This is a genomic window from Salipiger pentaromativorans (assembly GCF_024721115.1).
Lineage (GTDB): Bacteria > Pseudomonadota > Alphaproteobacteria > Rhodobacterales > Rhodobacteraceae > Salipiger > Salipiger pentaromativorans.
The window spans coordinates 19,386-35,378 of the sequence record NZ_JAMDHK010000008.1 but is presented as its reverse complement, the minus strand read 5'-3'; the positions used below and the strand labels follow the sequence as shown (position 1 = coordinate 35,378).

At 66.5% G+C, this 15,993-nt stretch carries 17 protein-coding genes; 2 read left to right on the top strand and 15 right to left on the bottom strand.

Features of this window, described 5'->3' with window-relative positions; all coding sequences use genetic code 11:
• Positions 1-12 precede the first annotated feature (12 nt).
• The 5 genes from M4578_RS13605 to M4578_RS13585 are packed head-to-tail and all read right to left on the bottom strand — an operon-like array spanning position 13 to position 5,430.
• Positions 13-1,644, bottom strand: a complete 1,632-nt coding sequence (locus M4578_RS13605) for an ABC transporter substrate-binding protein (RefSeq protein WP_258093827.1) — start codon at positions 1,642-1,644, stop codon at positions 13-15.
• A gap of 39 nt (positions 1,645-1,683) precedes the next feature.
• The gene (locus tag M4578_RS13600; RefSeq protein ID WP_258093826.1) at positions 1,684-2,664 is read right to left on the bottom strand and encodes an ABC transporter ATP-binding protein; all 981 of its coding nucleotides are present in this window, start codon (positions 2,662-2,664) and stop codon (positions 1,684-1,686) included.
• Positions 2,661-3,473: an ABC transporter ATP-binding protein gene (locus M4578_RS13595; protein WP_258093825.1), complete on the bottom strand. Its 813-nt coding sequence runs from the start codon at positions 3,471-3,473 to the stop codon at positions 2,661-2,663. The genes M4578_RS13600 and M4578_RS13595 overlap by 4 nt, the downstream gene beginning before the upstream one ends.
• Positions 3,470-4,330: an ABC transporter permease gene (locus M4578_RS13590; protein WP_258093824.1), complete on the bottom strand. Its 861-nt coding sequence runs from the start codon at positions 4,328-4,330 to the stop codon at positions 3,470-3,472. The genes M4578_RS13595 and M4578_RS13590 overlap by 4 nt, the downstream gene beginning before the upstream one ends.
• Positions 4,327-5,430, bottom strand: a complete 1,104-nt coding sequence (locus M4578_RS13585; protein ID WP_258093823.1) for an ABC transporter permease — start codon at positions 5,428-5,430, stop codon at positions 4,327-4,329. The genes M4578_RS13590 and M4578_RS13585 overlap by 4 nt, the downstream gene beginning before the upstream one ends.
• Positions 5,431-5,644: 214 nt before the next feature.
• On the opposite strand from M4578_RS13585, the gene M4578_RS13580 reads away from it, so the two are divergent.
• On the top strand, positions 5,645-6,358 hold the full coding sequence (locus tag M4578_RS13580; protein WP_258093822.1) for a FadR/GntR family transcriptional regulator: 714 nt from the start codon (positions 5,645-5,647) through the stop codon (positions 6,356-6,358).
• A 91-nt stretch (positions 6,359-6,449) separates the two neighbouring features.
• Here the strand turns inward: M4578_RS13580 and M4578_RS13575 are convergent, their stop codons facing one another.
• Positions 6,450-7,655 carry an NAD(P)/FAD-dependent oxidoreductase gene (locus tag M4578_RS13575; protein ID WP_258093821.1) on the bottom strand — a complete coding sequence of 402 codons (1,206 nt, stop codon included), beginning with the start codon at positions 7,653-7,655 and terminating at the stop codon, positions 6,450-6,452.
• 66 nt (positions 7,656-7,721) lie between these two features.
• On the opposite strand from M4578_RS13575, the gene M4578_RS13570 reads away from it, so the two are divergent.
• On the top strand, positions 7,722-8,336 hold the full coding sequence (locus M4578_RS13570; protein WP_258093820.1) for a TetR/AcrR family transcriptional regulator: 615 nt from the start codon (positions 7,722-7,724) through the stop codon (positions 8,334-8,336).
• Between the two features lie 26 nt (positions 8,337-8,362).
• On the opposite strand, the gene dmpG is transcribed toward M4578_RS13570, so the two are convergent.
• The 9 genes from dmpG to M4578_RS13525 are packed head-to-tail and all read right to left on the bottom strand — an operon-like array spanning position 8,363 to position 15,992.
• Positions 8,363-9,382 (bottom strand): 4-hydroxy-2-oxovalerate aldolase, encoded by a 1,020-nt coding sequence (dmpG, locus tag M4578_RS13565; RefSeq protein ID WP_258093819.1) that lies wholly within the window; start codon positions 9,380-9,382, stop codon positions 8,363-8,365.
• A 1-nt stretch (position 9,383) separates the two neighbouring features.
• Positions 9,384-10,328: an acetaldehyde dehydrogenase (acetylating) gene (locus tag M4578_RS13560; protein WP_258093818.1), complete on the bottom strand. Its 945-nt coding sequence runs from the start codon at positions 10,326-10,328 to the stop codon at positions 9,384-9,386.
• A 4-nt stretch (positions 10,329-10,332) separates the two neighbouring features.
• Positions 10,333-11,103 carry a 2-keto-4-pentenoate hydratase gene (locus M4578_RS13555; RefSeq protein ID WP_274705630.1) on the bottom strand — a complete coding sequence of 257 codons (771 nt, stop codon included), beginning with the start codon at positions 11,101-11,103 and terminating at the stop codon, positions 10,333-10,335.
• The gene (locus M4578_RS13550) at positions 11,100-12,068 is read right to left on the bottom strand and encodes an NAD(P)H-dependent flavin oxidoreductase (RefSeq protein ID WP_258093817.1); all 969 of its coding nucleotides are present in this window, start codon (positions 12,066-12,068) and stop codon (positions 11,100-11,102) included. Before M4578_RS13550 ends, M4578_RS13555 begins: the two co-directional genes overlap by 4 nt.
• Positions 12,065-12,871 carry a 3-(cis-5,6-dihydroxycyclohexa-1,3-dien-1-yl)propanoate dehydrogenase gene (gene hcaB / locus M4578_RS13545; protein WP_258093816.1) on the bottom strand — a complete coding sequence of 269 codons (807 nt, stop codon included), beginning with the start codon at positions 12,869-12,871 and terminating at the stop codon, positions 12,065-12,067. The genes M4578_RS13550 and hcaB overlap by 4 nt, the downstream gene beginning before the upstream one ends.
• On the bottom strand, positions 12,871-13,428 hold the full coding sequence (locus tag M4578_RS13540; protein ID WP_258093815.1) for a 3-phenylpropionate/cinnamic acid dioxygenase subunit beta: 558 nt from the start codon (positions 13,426-13,428) through the stop codon (positions 12,871-12,873). Before M4578_RS13540 ends, hcaB begins: the two co-directional genes overlap by 1 nt.
• 5 nt (positions 13,429-13,433) lie before the next feature.
• Positions 13,434-14,840, bottom strand: a complete 1,407-nt coding sequence (locus M4578_RS13535; RefSeq protein ID WP_258093814.1) for an aromatic ring-hydroxylating oxygenase subunit alpha — start codon at positions 14,838-14,840, stop codon at positions 13,434-13,436.
• Complete coding sequence (locus M4578_RS13530; protein ID WP_258093813.1) at positions 14,833-15,162, bottom strand: Rieske (2Fe-2S) protein; 330 nt, start codon at positions 15,160-15,162, stop codon at positions 14,833-14,835. The genes M4578_RS13535 and M4578_RS13530 overlap by 8 nt, the downstream gene beginning before the upstream one ends.
• Entirely contained in the window at positions 15,159-15,992 is an 834-nt protein-coding gene (locus M4578_RS13525; protein WP_258093812.1) for a DODA-type extradiol aromatic ring-opening family dioxygenase, read from the bottom strand. Before M4578_RS13525 ends, M4578_RS13530 begins: the two co-directional genes overlap by 4 nt.
• Between the last annotated feature and the right edge of the window lies 1 nt (position 15,993).

Here is a 15,993-nt window from a genome sequence, read left to right as displayed (position 1 = left end):
GGGGCCCGGGCCTCACTCCGCGGCTTCGAGCAGGTCGAAGCGGCTTTGCGGGAAGACCATGAAGGAGGCGCCGGTGATGCCGGGCGCCAGCACCACGGCCCGGTCGGCATAGGTGATCGGGATCACGGCAGCCGCGTCGGCGATGATCTCCTGCGCCTTCTTGTAGGCGGCATCGCGCTCGGGCGAATTGGGCTGCATCTGCCAGGTCGCGTTGATCTCATCGACCGCCGGGTCGGCCCAGAGCGAGTAGTTGTTCACGCCGCCGGTCGTCGAGGAGAAGCCCACGGGGATCTTGGGATCGTCGGCCCAGGCGCCCCAGTTGAACAGCACCATTTCCGGCGCGGCGGGGGCGACACCCTCGGCGGGCTGCGAGCGGGCGTTGACCACGTCCCATTGTTCCGCGTCGGTATGCGGCGTCAGCGTCACGTCGATACCGATCTGGCGCAGGCTGCCCTGGATCAGCAGCGCGATGTCCTCCTGCGTGCGGTTGGTGCTGCCATAATGCAGCGGAACCGAAATCTCGGGGCTGCCGGCCTCTTCCATCAGAGCGCGGGCGCGCTCGATGTCGGTGTCATACATCGCCCAGGCATCGGTGGCGGCGCTCGACGTGCTGGGCACGAAGGAGAGCGCGCGCTTGGCGCGGCCGAAATAGACCGCATCCACGATCATGTCATAGGGCAGCGCATAGGCGATGGCCTGGCGCACTGTCTTGTCGGCAAAGGGGCCGGTATCGGCAGCAAGGCCGAGATAGGTCATGCGCGGCGCGGGTTCTGAGGCGATGGTCAGCCCGGCCTCTTCCAGCGCATTCATGTCGGTGATCGAGAGGTTGTACTCGCCCATGTCGATCTCACCCGCGCGCAGCAGCGAGGCCATATTGGCGTCGTTGACGATGCGGATGATGACATCGGTATAATACGGGTCCGCCGTGTGACCGGGCACGGCGCTCAGGGTCAGCTCCTGCCCCGGCTGGTGGTCGGAAACGTAGTACGGCCCGGTGCCGGCGGTGTTGGCGCGCAGCCAGTCCGAGGCATCGGGATCGGCCTCGGTGGCGTGTTCCATGGCCGCGACGGAATCGACGATCGACTGTTGCGGCATCATGTAGATGGCCAGCGTCGTGGTGGTCGGCGCCACGGGCGCGCCGTCGGAATCGCGGAAATGCAGGGTCACGGTGTGTTCGTCGACGATCTCGACATCATCGGGGCTTTGCATGCCGTTGGTGGTCAGATCCTGCGCGTTCAGCCCGTTGAGCGCGCGCGTCAGGCTCCATTTGACGTCCTCGGCGGTCACCGGGTTGCCGGAGGGGTAGAAGGTCGCGTCGGGGCGCAGGTGGAAGGTGGCGGAGCTTTCGCCCAGCTCCCAGCTTTCGGCCAGCGCAGGCGCCAGTTCGGAACCCTGCGCGATATAGGAGCCTTCGTCGTTGCGCTCGAAGGAGAAGCCCACGAGACCTTGATAGACGTTGAAGGCCACCGCCATGTCGGGCGAGTTGGACACGGCGACGGGATCGAGGCTGGTGACATCGCTCGGCCAGGCGGTGGTGAGCGTCGCCTCGGCGGTGGCGGCGCCCGCGGCAAACACCAGGCCCGCGGTCAGCGCCGCCGAGCCAAGGGCCCGCAGGCGGTCGGGAATCTGTCTTATTGTCAGCATGTTGTACCTTTCCTGTTGGGGTTCTTGTTGTCGTCTTCGTCAGGCCCGCTGCGTCTCTTGGACGGTCACGGGGCAGGCGGCACGATGCGTGCCGCCGATGGGGAGAAGGGGCGGATCGGCGCGGCGGCAGTCCGGCCACGCCAGCGGGCAGCGCCCGGCCAGCCGGCAGCCCGGCGGCAGATCGACCGGGCTGGGGATCTCGCCCTCCAGCTTCAGCCGGGTGCGGCTCTCGCCAAAGGCGATCTTCGGCGCGGCGGAGAGCAGTGCGCGGGTATAGGGATGGGCGGGCGCCTCGAAGATCTCCTTCGCACTGCCCTCCTCGACGGTCTTGCCGAGATACATCACCAGCACCCGGTCCGAGATCCGCCGCACCACCGCGAGGTCGTGGCTGATGAGCACATAGGCGATGCCCTGTTCCGCCTGGAGCCGCTTCAGCAGCCGGATGATCTGCCCCCGGATCGACACGTCGAGCGAGGCGGTGGGCTCGTCCAGAACGATCACCTTGGGATCGACCGCCAGCGCCCGGGCGATGCCGATGCGCTGGCGCTGGCCGCCGCTCAGTTGATGCGGCAGGCGCGCACCCATGTCCTCGGGCAGATCGACCGACCGCAGCAGCTCGGCGATCTTTGCGGCGCGGGCGGCCTTGTCCAGTTTGGTGTGCAGGCGCAGCGGCTCGTCGAGCAGATCGCGCACCCGCATCAGCGGGTCGAGCGAAGAGTTCGGATCCTGAAACACCATCTGCAAATCGCGATAGATCGCCGGCAGGGCGCGGGCGCTCAGCTCCAGCACCGGGGTGCCGGCCAGCGTGACGGCGCCCGATGTCGGCTCGGTCAGGCGGGTGACGCAGCGGGCGATGGTCGATTTGCCCGAGCCGCTTTCGCCGACGATGGCAACGGTCTCGCCCGGGTAGACATCAAAGCTCACCCCATCGACCGCCGTCAGGGTCCGCCGCCGCCCCCTGCCCCGGATGTCGTAATCCTTGCGCAGATCGCGCACGCTGAGCACAGGGGATTCGGTCATACGATCTCCTCAAGCTGGCTGTTGGCGATCAGCGCGCGTGTGTAGGGGTGGCGGGGGTCGCTCAGCACCTGTACGCAATCGCCGGTCTCGCAGACCGATCCGTGGCGCATGACGGCAACGCGGTCGCAGTTCTCTGCCACGATGCCGAGATCGTGGGTGATCAGGCAGATCGTCATATTGCTGGCGGCGCGCAGCTCGACGATCAGGTCGAGGATGTCGGCCTGAATCGTCACATCCAGCCCGGTTGTCGGCTCGTCGAGGATCAGCAGGCGCGGCTGGCAGATCAGCGCCATGGCGAGCAGCGCGCGCTGCGCCATCCCGCCGGAGAACTCGTGCGGATACTGCGCCATCCGCCGCTTCGCCTCGGGCACGCGGACCCGGTCGAGCATTTCCTCGGCCCTGCGCCGTGCCTCGCGGCGGCTGAGATTCTGGTGCACGCGGCAAACATCCATGATCTGCTGACCCACGGTGAAGACCGGGTTCAACGCGGCCCGCGCGTCCTGGAACACGATGGAGATCTGCGAGCCCCGGATATTCCGCAGCCGCGCTTCGTCCAGTCCCAGCAGGTCGGTGCCGTTGAAACGGATCGCTCCGGCGGTGCGGCAGAAGCCCTGCGGCATCACCCCAAGCGCGGCAAGCGCCGTCAGGGATTTGCCGCTGCCGGATTCGCCCACGACCGCAAAGAAGGCGCCTTCCTCGACCGTGAAGGTCACGCCGTTCAGCACCGGGGCGATGTCGCCGGCCGGCCCCATGAAGCCGCCGGAGAGGTTTTCCACCTCCAGCAACGGTTTCCCGAGATTGCCGCTCATGCCCGCCCGCCTTTCGTCCGCGCATCCGACAGACCGTCGCCGATCAGGTGAAAGGCCGCCGCCAGCAGAAAGATGCCCAGCCCCGGGAAGAACGAGACCCACCATTTTCCCGACAGCACCGCATCCTGCCCGCGCGAGATCATCGAACCCCATTCGGCGGAGCCGGGCTCGATCCCCAGCCCGAGGAACCCGAGCGCACCGATGGTCGCCGCCACCCAGGAGGCGTTGACTGAGGCATAGCTCAGCACGGGCCGGAGGCTGTTGGGCAGCAGATGGGCAAAAAGCACGCCCAGCGGACGCCGCCCGACCATCCGCGCGGCATCGGCGAATTGCCAGGTCTTCTTGGAGCGGATCTCGATCCGGATCAGCCGCACGTAATCGGGCAGCGGCAGCACCGCGACGACAAAGATCACCTTCAGCACGCCGGGCCCCGCAATCGAGATCACCAGCATCGCCAGCAGCAGCGAGGGGAAGGAGTTGAGCAGTTCGAGGACGCGCATGGTGAGGTAATCGAACCAGCCGCCGAAGAACCCCGCGAGGCTGCCCCAGATGCTGCCGACGATGAGGGACAGCGCGACGACCGCGACGGTGATGCCCACATCGGTGGTCGCTGCATCCATGCTGCGCGACAGGATATCGGCGCCCAGCCGGTCGGTGCCGAAGGGATGGGCGAGGCTTGGCGGTTGATAAATCCCGCCGACGCCCATCGCGTCGGGCGGATAGGGCGTCCAGACCATGGCGAAGAGGCCGGTGCCGACCAGCGCCAGAAGCAGGACAATCCCAAAGCGCAGCGACCAGACGCGGCGGCGGGCAGCCGTCTTTGCGCTGCGGCGCGGATGTGCGACAGCGGCCCTCATTGCGCCCGCACCCGCGGGTCGATGCGGCTGTAGACGTATTCGAGGATGGCCCAGATCACCACATAGACCACCGAGACATAGAGGACGAAGCCCTGGATCACCGGATAGTCCGAGGATTTGATCGCGGTAAGGGCGAATTGTCCGATGCCCGGCCAGGCAAAGATGCTCTCGACCAGAACCGACCCCGCCAGCACCCAGCCGACAAGCCCCGCCGCGATGGTCAGCACCGACAAAAGGCCGGGTTTCAGCGCATAGGCGAACCAGATGCGCGCCGTGGGGATGCCCATCGCCCGCGCGGTGCGGATGTAGTCGGACTCGAGCGACTCGACCATCGCCGAGCGCACCAGCCGTGCGATGGGGGCGAAGACCCCCAGCGCTAGGGTGATCACCGGCAGCACCAGTTGCCGCAGCGCCCGGATCGCCAGATCCGTCTGGCCGTGAAGCAGCGCATCCACCACATAGAGCCCGGTGATCCGGTCGGGCGGCGACATGCCGATGGGCAGCCGGCCCGACGGCCCCGGCAGCCATTGCAGGTTCACGAAGAACAGCCACAGCAGCATGAGCCCGATCCAGAATTGCGGCAGCGACAGCGCGCCGATGGTCACCGCCCTGACCGCCGCGTCCAGAATGCCGCCCCGGTTCACCGCCGCCAGCACCCCCGCCACGATCCCGCCGGAGATGCCGAGGATCAGCGCGTAGAGGCCCAGTTCGATGGTTGCGGGCAGGCGGCTCATCAGATCGGCCGAGACCGGGCGGCCGGTGAGATAGGAGCGCCCGAGATCGCCGCGCGCCAGACCGCCAAGGAACTTCAGATATTGTACCGGCAGCGGATCGGCGAGCCCGAGCTCCTCGCGCGCCTTCTCGCGGGTTTCCGTAGAGGCCGAGTTCCCGACGAAGAGGTTGACCGGATCGGCGGTGAACACGCGCGAGGCCAGAAAGGTCAGCGACACAATCAGCACGATGACCAGAACCGCGCTCGCCGTCTTTGCCAGAACGCTCCGGGAATTCAGGCCGAATTGCGCGACCGGCCGGGCCAGCCGCGCCATGCGGCGGCCCCCGGAGGCGCTGGCGGTCGGCTGGCTGTTCGGGAAGGAGGACATTCTGCGGTCTCGGGTCTCGTCTCAACTGGTCCAACCAGTAGAACAGTGGACTCTCCATCGTGAAGAGACAGCCGCCAACCTTCCGACAAAAACGTCTTCTTTTTCGCAGTTGTGCCTAAATTTCAAGCATTCGCCTCGCACCCGCGCGGTGTTGTGTTTTGAATGGTATTTTGGTCTAAGGAGTAAACCAATGTGGTCGAGTGAGTAGAGAGATATGGGAAAAGCCCCCGCACCCGCCTTTCGGCGCCGGCCCCGGTCGCTCAGCGCCGAGCTGACGGCCCATCTCGAGCAGATGATCGCCTCGGGCCATTTCCCGCCGGGTCAGGCGCTGCCCGCCGAGCGCAAGCTGGCCGAATCGCTGGGGGTGTCGCGCACCTCGCTCCGGGAGGCGCTGCAGGAGCTGGAGAACAAGCGGCTGATCGAGCGCCACCACGGGCGACAGTCCATCGTGACAGGGTTCCACAAGGATGCGGGCTCTGTCCACGAAGATCTCTCCGATCTGCCCTCCTCTGCCGATCATGCCATCGAGATCGAGAATCTCATCGAGCCGCATCTCGCCCGTCTGGGCGCGCAGAACGCCACCCGGGCCGACATCCTTCAGCTCGAGGCCGTGCTGAATGCCAGCCACGAATATCTGCCGCCCGAGCAGTCGCTACAGATGGACATCGAGTTCCATCTCGTGCTGGCGCGGATGTGCAGCAACCCTCTGGTGCTCGGGGTCAGCAAGATGGTGGCCGACCGCACGCAGGAGGGGCGGATCCGCGCGCATGCTACACAGGAAAGCCGCCGCCTCTGCATCGCCGGTCACCGGGAGGTCTATGAGGCGGTCGCCGCCCGCGATCTCGACGGCGCCGAGGAAGCCATGCGGCGCCATCTGGACGATGTGCACCGTTTCATGCGGGAAGGCCGCGAGACGTCGAACCGGTAAAGAAACCCCGCTGTCTCCAGAGCGCGTATTCCCTGCCCGTCAAACGGCATGGGCAGCGCCAGTTGACGGGCAGGGATCGGGTTTTGGCGCATCAGCGGATCGCTTCGCGCGCGTCGATCTGGCAGCGCGACAGCGGCAGCGACGGGTCCGACAGGCGCGCGATGTCCAGCGCCATGGCGCCCGACAACACCCGGCGGGCCTCGGCGATCTCGCGCGGGTTGTCGATGGCGATGCAGCCGATCAACTGCGCCCCGCGCAGGAACAGCCGGCTGTAGCCGCCCCGCGGGCCGGTGCGGTCGAGCTGTTCGGCCTGGTCCGGGCAAGTGCCCAGCATCTGCACCCGCGACTTGCCCTGAACCGACCAGAACCAATCGGGTTCGGGGCGGCGCAACGGATGGCCGAGCAGCAGGCGCACCGCGTCCTCGGCGCTGTGATTGGCGTTCTGCCAGCTTTCGCGCCGCAGCCGCGCGCCACCGGCCTCGCGGGCGCAATCGCCGATGGCAAAGATCGCCGGATCCTCGGTCCGGCCCTGCGGCCCGACCAGAACACCGTCGGCGCAGGCCAGCCCCGCCTGTTCCGCCAGCGCATCGTTTGCGCGCATCCCGATCGCCTCGATCACCAGATCGGGCACCAGCGCGGCGGCGCCAATGCGGATCGTGCCGTCGGGGCTGAATTCAGGGCGCGCGCCGATATGCAGGCGCACCCCCGCCTCCTGCTGGATGCGCGCCAACCGCTCGGACAGCCAGGCGGGCGCGACACGGGCGCAGAGCCGGGGCGCGACCTCGATCAGTGCGACCTCGGCGCCAAAGCTCCGCGCCGTCAGCGCAACCTCGGTGCCCAGCCACCCCCCGCCGATCACCGCGACCGAGCGCGCCGAATCCAGCCGCGCGCGCAGCGCGTCGGCATCCGCGCGGCTGCGGATGGCGAAACTGCGCCCGGCCAGCGCCGGCGGCAGCGGCAGACGCAGAGGTTCTCCGCCGGTGGCGAGGATCAGCGCGTCATAGGGCAAAGTGCCCCGCGCAGTGATCACCTGCCGCGCGGCGCGGTCGATGCCCGTCGCCGTGACGCCCGGATGAAAGACGATGCCCGCCTCGGCGGCCTTGTCGGGCGGCAAAAGCACCAGCCCGTTGAACGCCGTGCTGCCGGTGAGGTAACCCTTGGACAGCTCGGGACGCTCGTAGGGAGGGGACGATTCGGCCCCGATCAGGTCAATGCCGCCATCGTAGCCGAGCTCTCGCAGTTTCAGCGCCGCAGCCGCTCCGGCCTGCCCGCCACCGACAATCACCACGTTTTTCATCTTCTCCCTCTCTTCATATCGCCAAATCAGTCCTCTAAGGTACTGTTGTCACATCTGGAGATCTCGATGCCGGAGACCACGAAAGCCCCGACCAGACGCAGGCCCACCCAGCGGCACAAGGGCAGCCCGCTGAACGAACAGGACTGGGTGCAGGCGGCGCTGGACATTCTGGTCAGCGAGAACGTGCGCGGGATCAAGATCGACACGCTCTGCAAAAAGCTTGGCGTCACCAAGGGCAGCTTCTACTGGCACTTCAAGACGCGCAGCGAGCTTCTGGGCGCCATGCTGCGCCACTGGCGCAAGAAGATGACGCTGAACGTCATCCGCTCGATCTCGATTTCCGGCGACGACCCGCGCGGGCGGCTGCGCAACCTTCTGTCGCTTCCGCGCCGCAAGAACTCTCCCGCCTTCGCGCAGATCGAGACCTCGATCCGCGACTGGGCGCGCCGGGTGGAGATGCCGCGCGAGGCGGTGGCCGAGGTGGACGAGATCCGCTTCGACTATATCACCAAGCTGTTTCGCGACATGGGACACCCGCCGCAAGAGGCGCGCCGCCGGGCCTATCTGGCCTATTGCCTGCTCATGGGGGATTCCATCCTGCACAGCTCGATCAACCCGATGTCGCAGGAGGAATTCCTGGAAAAGGCGCTGGCGATGACCACCGGCCAGCCCGACGCCTGATCCCGTCACATGCGGCGCGCCATGGCTCATGCAGCGGCCTCGCGCGCCTTGATCATGTCGAGCGCCACATCGACGATCATGTCTTCCTGACCGCCCACCATGCCGCGCTTGCCCAGTTCCACGAGGATCTCGCGGGTGTCGAGCCCGTATAGCCCCGCCGCCTTTTCCGCATGGCGCAGGAAAGAGGAATAGACCCCGGCATAGCCCAGCGTCATGGTTTCGCGGTCCACCCGGACGGGGCGGTCCTGCAACGGGCGCACCAGCTCTTCGGCGGCGTCCTGCAACTTGAAAAGATCGCAGCCATGATCGAAGCCGTAGAGGTTGGCGACGGCGATGAACGCCTCGATGGGCGTATTTCCCGCGCCCGCCCCCATGCCCGCCAGCGAGGCATCCACACGGGTCGCACCCTGTTCGACCGCCACCACCGAGTTGGCCACCGACAGCGACAGGTTCTCGTGCATATGCGCGCCGATCTGCGTCACGGGCGCCAGCGCGCCCTTATAGGCGTCGATCCGCGCGGCCACGTCCTTCATGGTCAGCCGCCCGCCGCTATCGGTGCAATAGACGCAATCCGCCCCGTAGCTCTCCATCATCTTGGCCTGCTCGGCGAGCTTTTCGGGCGTGTTCATATGCGACATCATCAGGAAGCCCGAGACGTCCATGCCCATCTCTTTCGCCGCGGCGATGTGCTGGGCGGCGACATCGGCCTCGGTGCAATGGGTTGCGACTCGAACCGACTGAACGCCCAGATCGCGGACCCGCTTCAGATCCTCGATGGTGCCGATCCCCGGCAGCAGCAGCGTGGTGAGCTTGGCGCGTTTGCAGACCTTGGCGGCCTCGGCAATCCACGCCTCATCGGTGCATTTGCCGAAGCCGTAGTTGAAGGTCGACCCGGTGATCCCGTCGCCATGGGCGACCTCGATGGCATCCACACCCGCCTCGTCCAGCGCCTGCGCGATGGCGCGCACATGGCCCAGATCGTACTGGTGACGGACGGCATGCATGCCGTCGCGCAGGGTCACGTCCTGGATATAGAGCTTGGTCATGTCAGGCGGCCTCGGCGATCCACTGGCGTTTGATGGCCAGACGCTCGGCGGTCTTCATCGCGGCGCTGGTCATGATGTCGAGATTGCCCGCGTAAGCCGGCAGGTAATGCGCGGCCCCTTCCACTTCGAGGAAGACGGACACTTTCAGCCCGGTGAAATCGCCGCCCATCTCGGGAATGTGCAGCGGCTGGTTCGAGCCCACATGTTCGAACTGCACCTCCTGCTTGAGCCGGTAGCCGGGGACGTAGCTTTGCACCTCGGCGACCATTTCGGCGATGGAGGCGCGGATGGCCTCCCGGTCGGCCTCGTCGCAAAGGCAATAAACCGTGTCGCGCATGATCATCGGCGGCTCGGCCGGGTTGAGGATGATGATCGCCTTGCCCCGTGTGGCGCCGCCGACCTGTTCGATGGCGTGGGCCGTGGTTTCGGTGAACTCGTCGATATTGGCGCGCGTGCCCGGGCCCGCGGATTTCGACGAGATCGAAGCGACAATCTCGCCGTAATGCACCTTGGCGACACGGTTCACGGCAGCAACCATCGGGATGGTCGCCTGCCCGCCGCAGGTCACCATATTGACGTTCTGCGCCGCCAGATTGGCGTCGATATTCACCGCAGGCACGGTGAAGGGGCCGATGGCGGCGGGGGTCAGGTCGATCACCTGTTTGCCGTCCTTTTGCAACACCGCGTCGTGGCGCTTGTGCGCGCCTGCCGAGGTGGCGTCGAATACGATGCGGATGTCCTTGTAGCAGGGCAGGTTCGTCAGCCCCTCGATGCCCTCATGGGTGGTCGCCACACCCAGCCGCGCGGCGCGGGCCAGCCCGTCCGAGGCCGGGTCGATGCCCACCATGGCGGCCATCTCCAGCACTTTCGACATACGCATGATCTTGATCATCAGATCAGTGCCGATATTGCCCGACCCGATGATCGCGCATTTGATCTTGTCCATTGTGTCAGTCTCCAAAACGGATGGCGGTTTCGCCAAAGCCCGCGATCCGGGCGGTGAAGGCGGCGCCGGGGGTGGCGGCGACCATGGGGCCAAGCGCGCCCGAAAGAACCACGTCGCCCTCACCCAGCGGACGGCCCGAGGCGGCCATGACGCGCGCCAGCCACACCAGCGCATTCAGCGGCGAACCGAGACAGGCCCGGCCCGAGCCCTGGCTGACCACACCTGTCGCGTCGGTCATCTCCATGGCGCAATCGAGCAGATCGGCCTCGGTCAGCCTCCGGGCCGAGGGGCCGAGGGTGAAGAAGGCGGAGGAGGCGTTGTCCGCCACGGTGTCGGTAAAGCGGATGTCCCAGGCGGCGATGCGGGAGCCCACGATCTCGATGGCGGGCACCACGTATTCCACCGCGCGCATCGCCTCGCCCATGGTGCAGTCGGGCGCGGTCAGATCGCGGCCCATGACAAAGGCCAGCTCGGCCTCGGCCTTCCATTGCGCGCCTTCCGACCAGGGCAGCTCGGCGCCATGGGCCAGATCCATATCGGCGAACAGCATGCCGTAATCCGGCTGATCCACCCCAAGCTGCGCCTGCACCGCCGGGTTGGTCAGGCCGATCTTGCGGCCCACAAGACGCCCGCCCGCCGCGAGCCGCAGCTTCGTGTTGATCTCCTGCACCGCATAGGCGTCTCCGGCGCCCGCCAGCCGGTCGCGCACCGGCGCGATCGGCACGCCCGTCGCCTCCGCCTGCCGCAGCGCGGCGGCGATCTCTTCATGGCTCATGCCAGTTCCTCCAATGCGGCGGCCCGTGCCGCCATCCGTGTCAGCGCCTCGCGATAGCCGCGCTCCATCCGCCGGACGATGGCATCAAGCGGTTCGATCCGCCGGATCTGCCCGACCCCCTGCCCGGCGCTCCAGACGGTTTTCCACGCCTTGGCGCCCGCGTGCATATCGCCGGAAAAGTCGATCTTGCCCTCGGCCTTCATGTCTTCGGGCGAGAACCCCGCCGCTTCGACCGAGGCGCGCATCCAGTTGCCGAGCGCCCCGGTGATGGCGCGCGAGGCGATCAGATCCTCAAGCCTGCTGGCCATCACCATGTCGCGGTAGCCCTGCGGGATGAGGCTTTCCTGCGCGCCCAGAAACCGCGTGCCGACATAGGCGAGATCCGCACCCAGCGTCTCGACCGCAAGCACGCCCCCGCCGGTGGAGATGCCCCCGCCCACCGCGACCGGCCCGTCGAAAAAGCCACGCACCTCGTCGAGAAAGGGCGCCATGGCATAGCTGCCCGTATGGCCCCCCGCCCCGGTGCAGACCAGCACCAGCCCGTCGGCCCCCTTGTCGAGCGCCTTCTTTGCGTAGCTGGGCGAGTTCACATCGGCCAGCACCAGCCCGCCATAGCGATGCACGACCTCGGTCACCCGGTGCGGGCCGCCAAGCGCGGTGATCACGATCTCGGGGCGGAACTCCTCGATCAGCGCCAGCTCCTCGTCGAAACGGCCATAGCTGGAATGGGTGATCATGCTGAAGGCAAAGGGCAGGTTCTGCGGCCCCAGCGCGGCCTGGATCGTCTCGAACCAGGCGCGCAGATCGGCGATGCTGCGCCCGTTGGGGCCGGGAAAGGCCCCGAGAATGCCCGCACGCGCGGCCGCGATCACCATGTCGGTGCCGGAGACGAGGAACATCGGCGCCGCCACCACCGGCAGCCGCAGACGCGCCTTCAGCGCGGCGATTTTCTGAGCGGGCGTCATGACGTCTCCTTCGCTTTGCGGCGCTTGCCGCGCACCTCGATCCCGCCATCCGAGCGAATGATCTCGGCGGTGACGAACCGGCTCTCCTCGCGCGAGGCGAGGGTGACATAGAGGCTGGCGTGGTCCTCGGGTTCCGACAGGAACCCCAGCGGCACATTGCGCGCCACCATCTCCTCGAACCCCGACACCGCATCGAGCGCGCGGTTGTCGCCCGGCAGCCCGCCCAGCCCCGTCCGGGTGCCCCCCGGCGCCACCGCGTTCACCCGGATGTCGTCGGGCGCCAGCTCATAGGCGAGCTGTTTCACCGTGCCGACCAGCGCATGTTTCGAGCTGACGTAAAGCGCCCCGCCCCCGCCCGAATAGAAGGAGGACGAGCTGAGCGTGAACACCACCGCGCCTTTTGAAGCGCGCAGCGCATCCAGCGCCGCGCGCACCGCCAGCAGATAGCCCAGCACATTCACGTCGAAGAGCTGGCGGTAACGATCCGCCATATCCTCGCCCGCGATGCTCTCGAACGGATCCGAGAAATCGTAGACGCCGGCATTGGGCACCAGCACGTCGAGCGTGCCGAACCGCGCCAGCACCTCGGCCACGGCGGCCTGATTGTCGGCCCAGTTGCGCACGTCGCCCACCACCGGGGCGACGGCATCGCCATGTGCGGCGGTCAGCTCGGCGGCATCGCCCTCCGAGCGGACCAGAACGCCCACGCGGGCGCCCTCGGCGACAAAGCGGTCGACCACCGCCCGGCCGATCCCCTTGCCGCCCCCGGTGACGAGGGCGGAATATCCGTCGAGCCGGGTCATCAGAAGAACGTGTTCAGGTTTTTCGACAGAAGCACGTTCTGCACGATGAACACCCGGCGCCGCAGCAACCGGAATCCACCCTCGACCTTGCGCAGCACATCCTCGCGGCGGCCATGGATGATGTCCTGATCGGCCTCGTTGCGGTTGCGCACATTGGTGAAGGCCGAGCAGACCGCCAGCAGCGACGGGTCGTCGGTTGCATTGACCTCGATGTTCGAAATCAGATGCGCGTGCCGCGTGGCCGGGTTGTCGGCCCAGGCCGAGGGCTCGTTGTAGCGCTTCACCCGGATCGTCAGCTCGGGCAGGTTGTCGTCGAAATAGGCCGCCTCGCCATAGGAGAAGGTGCCGCGCGGATCGTCGCGGCGGCGCGTCTCCATATCGGGCATCCAGTAATGGATTTCGGGGTCGATGAACCCCTCAAGCCAGTCCTGGTAGCGTTCGGCATCCAGAAACCGCGCCTCTGCATAAAGCCAGCGGCAGACGGCGCGTTCGGTTTCCGCATCCACGGGGGTGTCCATGTCGGCAAAGGGTTTGGCGATATTGAGAAGATCCAGCATGCGCGTTACTCCGCCGCCTCGACCGCTTTCTTCTGCGGCGGCGCGGTTTCGCCGCTCTGAAGGTCGGTCCAGTTGTCGTATTCCATGAACTCGGCCCAGCGGGTGTAGAACAGCCGCTGGTTGGCATCGTTGAGCGAGCCCTTGTGCACATGGCCCGGCAGATCGCGTTCGAGATCGGCGCTTTCCAGCCCCAGCGCGTAGTGCAGCGGTTGCTGGCGGGTGACGAAGCCCTGGTTGACGCGGGTGGAATATTCCCAGTTCTCACCGTCATCCATCTCGAACACGCCGCCCGGCGAGAAGGTCATCATCACGCCCTTGCGGTATTGCTCCTTGATGTGCTCGGGGGCGGATTTATTGACCAGCGTCCAGACCACCAGCTCGATCTTGCCCGGGCCGCGCGGGTGCCAGACACGGAAGGTGTTCTGCCCCGGCAGGAAGGAAAAGTTCGGGAAGACGGTGCAGGAGCTGACCGCCCCGATGGCCCGCGCCCGCAGCTCGCCCAGCCGGTCCTTGGCCTTTTCGCTCAGGTCGAAGACGTAATCGACCAGCTCGGGGTAGCCCAGCGTGCGGGTGTTGCCGACCTTGTCGAGATTGGTCTCGATGCCGTGGCCGTAGACCGAGGCCTGAAACGCCAGCTCGTCATAGCGCGAGCCCAGATCGACGCCGCCGCCCAGGATCGCCTGCGCGCCGGACTGGTGCGTCCAGAAAGCGTGCAGGATGTCGCCCACGAAATTCTCGGCGGGGAATTTCCAGTTGCAGTCGATCTCGGACTTGATGGCACCGCCGACGAATTCCGTCCCCTCGGGATCATTGTCGAGCATGATGTCCATGTACCAGGTGAACGGCCCGAGATATTCGGCCAGCGAGGGCGCGTCCGGGTCGAAGGTGGCGAAGATCAGCCCTTTGTAGCTGTCGATCTGCGCCACCGGCGTCAGGCCGATCTGCGCCTTCTCGAAGCTCTGGTCCTTTTCATAGACTTTGCCGTCGGTGCCGCGCAGCGCGCCGTCGATGCCGAAGGACCAGCCGTGATAATTGCAGATAAAGCCGCGCGCCTTGGTGCCGGCATCGACCATGCAAACCCGGTTGCCCCGGTGCGGGCAGGAATTCAGGAACGCCTTCACCGACTTGTCGCGCTGGCGCACGACGATCACATCGTCCTCGCCCATCGAGGTGCGGATGAAATCGCCCGGGTTGGGGATCTGGCTTTCATGCGCCAGGAACAGCCAAGCGCGGGCGAAGATCTGTTGCAGCTCGGCCTGATAGACCGCATCGCTGACAAAGACCTGCCGGTCGACCTGCGCGTTCTTGCGGTCCACCAGACCGGCGTATTGCGGATAGCTTGCGGCCCTGGGATAGACCGGCTTCATGTCCGGACGGCCCTTTGCCGCCCCCTTGCATCCACCTTCACACATTGACAGGCCCTCCTGCGAGCGTGGCAAAGACCTTTCCGTCGCGGTCCTCGCATTTGAAGAAAGAGAGGTTGGGGCAGCCGACCGGCGGGTTGTGCACCGCCCCCGTGCCCAGTTCGAATTCGGCGAAATGCACGCCGCAGACGACGCGCCCGTCTTCCAGCCAGCCCTCGGCCAGCGATTCATCCGCATGCGGGCAGCGGTCGGGGAAGACGTAGAGCGCGCCCTCGTGGCGGGCGACGGCGATGGCGGGGAAGTCATCGACATCCACGCGCAGGATCTCGCCCTCGCCGATGGCGCTGCTGTCGCAAAGCTCGATCATCATGCGGCGACCTCCAGCTCGGCAAAGCCCATGCCGGTGACCCAGCCGGGCACAGGCTCATAGGCGATGACACGGCCACCGGCGGCGCGGGTCGCCGCCATGGCGCAGGCATAGGTGCGGATCTCCATCGCGCCATTGCCGCCGTCGCGCAGGATTTCCTCGTCGGTGAGGCCCAGCATCGCCGCCTTGTCGCCACGCGTGACGATATCCAGCACCTTCTTGTCGAACTCCGGGTTCACCTCGCCCATGCGCTCGTCGCCCACATGGTGCGAGATGCCGCCCGAACCGATCACCACGACCCGCTCGTCCGAGGGAAAGCTCGCCACCGCCTCGGCGATATGCTCGCCCAGATCCCAAGCGCGCTTCATCGGCAGATAGGGATCCACACCGCAGGCCAGCATGACCGCCACGATGGGAATGTCCTTGCCCGTGGGCTCCAGCATCAGGTGATGCGGCACCGCGACGGAATGATCGACGTTAAGCGCACGGCCCACCGTCCAGTCGAAACCGGTCTCGCGGCCCACCTTCGCGATATGCTCCCCCAGCGCGCCGTGAGATTTCAGCGGCTTGCGTTTGAGCCCCGGCAACTGGTCAACCGGGCCCTCGATCTCTCCGGTAGAGATCACGTAGGGCGGCAGGCACTCAGTACCAAAGAGTATGTAGTGGTCACAACCAATGACAATCGCGCTGTCGGCCTCAAGCTCCGCGATGCGCTTTGCCATCTCGGCATAGGCGCCATAGCAAAGGTCGGACTGTTCCTGCGTCGCGCCCTTGGGGTTGAAATACATGACCGGGTTATGCGGGGCGACAAAGCCCCCGACGATCTGCGCCATC

Excerpts from the sequence above, each read along its gene's own strand:
- M4578_RS13605 (WP_258093827.1), bottom strand. The coding sequence starts at position 1,644 with ATGCTGACAATAAGACAGATTCCCGACCGCCTGCGGGCCCTTGGCTCG.
- M4578_RS13600 (WP_258093826.1), bottom strand. The coding sequence starts at position 2,664 with ATGACCGAATCCCCTGTGCTCAGCGTGCGCGATCTGCGCAAGGATTAC.
- M4578_RS13595 (WP_258093825.1), bottom strand. The coding sequence starts at position 3,473 with ATGAGCGGCAATCTCGGGAAACCGTTGCTGGAGGTGGAAAACCTCTCC.
- M4578_RS13590 (WP_258093824.1), bottom strand. The coding sequence starts at position 4,330 with ATGAGGGCCGCTGTCGCACATCCGCGCCGCAGCGCAAAGACGGCTGCC.
- M4578_RS13585 (WP_258093823.1), bottom strand. The coding sequence starts at position 5,430 with ATGTCCTCCTTCCCGAACAGCCAGCCGACCGCCAGCGCCTCCGGGGGC.
- M4578_RS13580 (WP_258093822.1), top strand. The coding sequence starts at position 5,645 with ATGGGAAAAGCCCCCGCACCCGCCTTTCGGCGCCGGCCCCGGTCGCTC.
- M4578_RS13575 (WP_258093821.1), bottom strand. The coding sequence starts at position 7,655 with ATGAAAAACGTGGTGATTGTCGGTGGCGGGCAGGCCGGAGCGGCTGCG.
- M4578_RS13570 (WP_258093820.1), top strand. The coding sequence starts at position 7,722 with ATGCCGGAGACCACGAAAGCCCCGACCAGACGCAGGCCCACCCAGCGG.
- dmpG (WP_258093819.1), bottom strand. The coding sequence starts at position 9,382 with ATGACCAAGCTCTATATCCAGGACGTGACCCTGCGCGACGGCATGCAT.
- M4578_RS13560 (WP_258093818.1), bottom strand. The coding sequence starts at position 10,328 with ATGGACAAGATCAAATGCGCGATCATCGGGTCGGGCAATATCGGCACT.
- M4578_RS13555 (WP_274705630.1), bottom strand. The coding sequence starts at position 11,103 with ATGAGCCATGAAGAGATCGCCGCCGCGCTGCGGCAGGCGGAGGCGACG.
- M4578_RS13550 (WP_258093817.1), bottom strand. The coding sequence starts at position 12,068 with ATGACGCCCGCTCAGAAAATCGCCGCGCTGAAGGCGCGTCTGCGGCTG.
- hcaB (WP_258093816.1), bottom strand. The coding sequence starts at position 12,871 with ATGACCCGGCTCGACGGATATTCCGCCCTCGTCACCGGGGGCGGCAAG.
- M4578_RS13540 (WP_258093815.1), bottom strand. The coding sequence starts at position 13,428 with ATGCTGGATCTTCTCAATATCGCCAAACCCTTTGCCGACATGGACACC.
- M4578_RS13535 (WP_258093814.1), bottom strand. The coding sequence starts at position 14,840 with ATGTGTGAAGGTGGATGCAAGGGGGCGGCAAAGGGCCGTCCGGACATG.
- M4578_RS13530 (WP_258093813.1), bottom strand. The coding sequence starts at position 15,162 with ATGATGATCGAGCTTTGCGACAGCAGCGCCATCGGCGAGGGCGAGATC.
- M4578_RS13525 (WP_258093812.1), bottom strand. The coding sequence starts at position 15,992 with ATGGCGCAGATCGTCGGGGGCTTTGTCGCCCCGCATAACCCGGTCATG.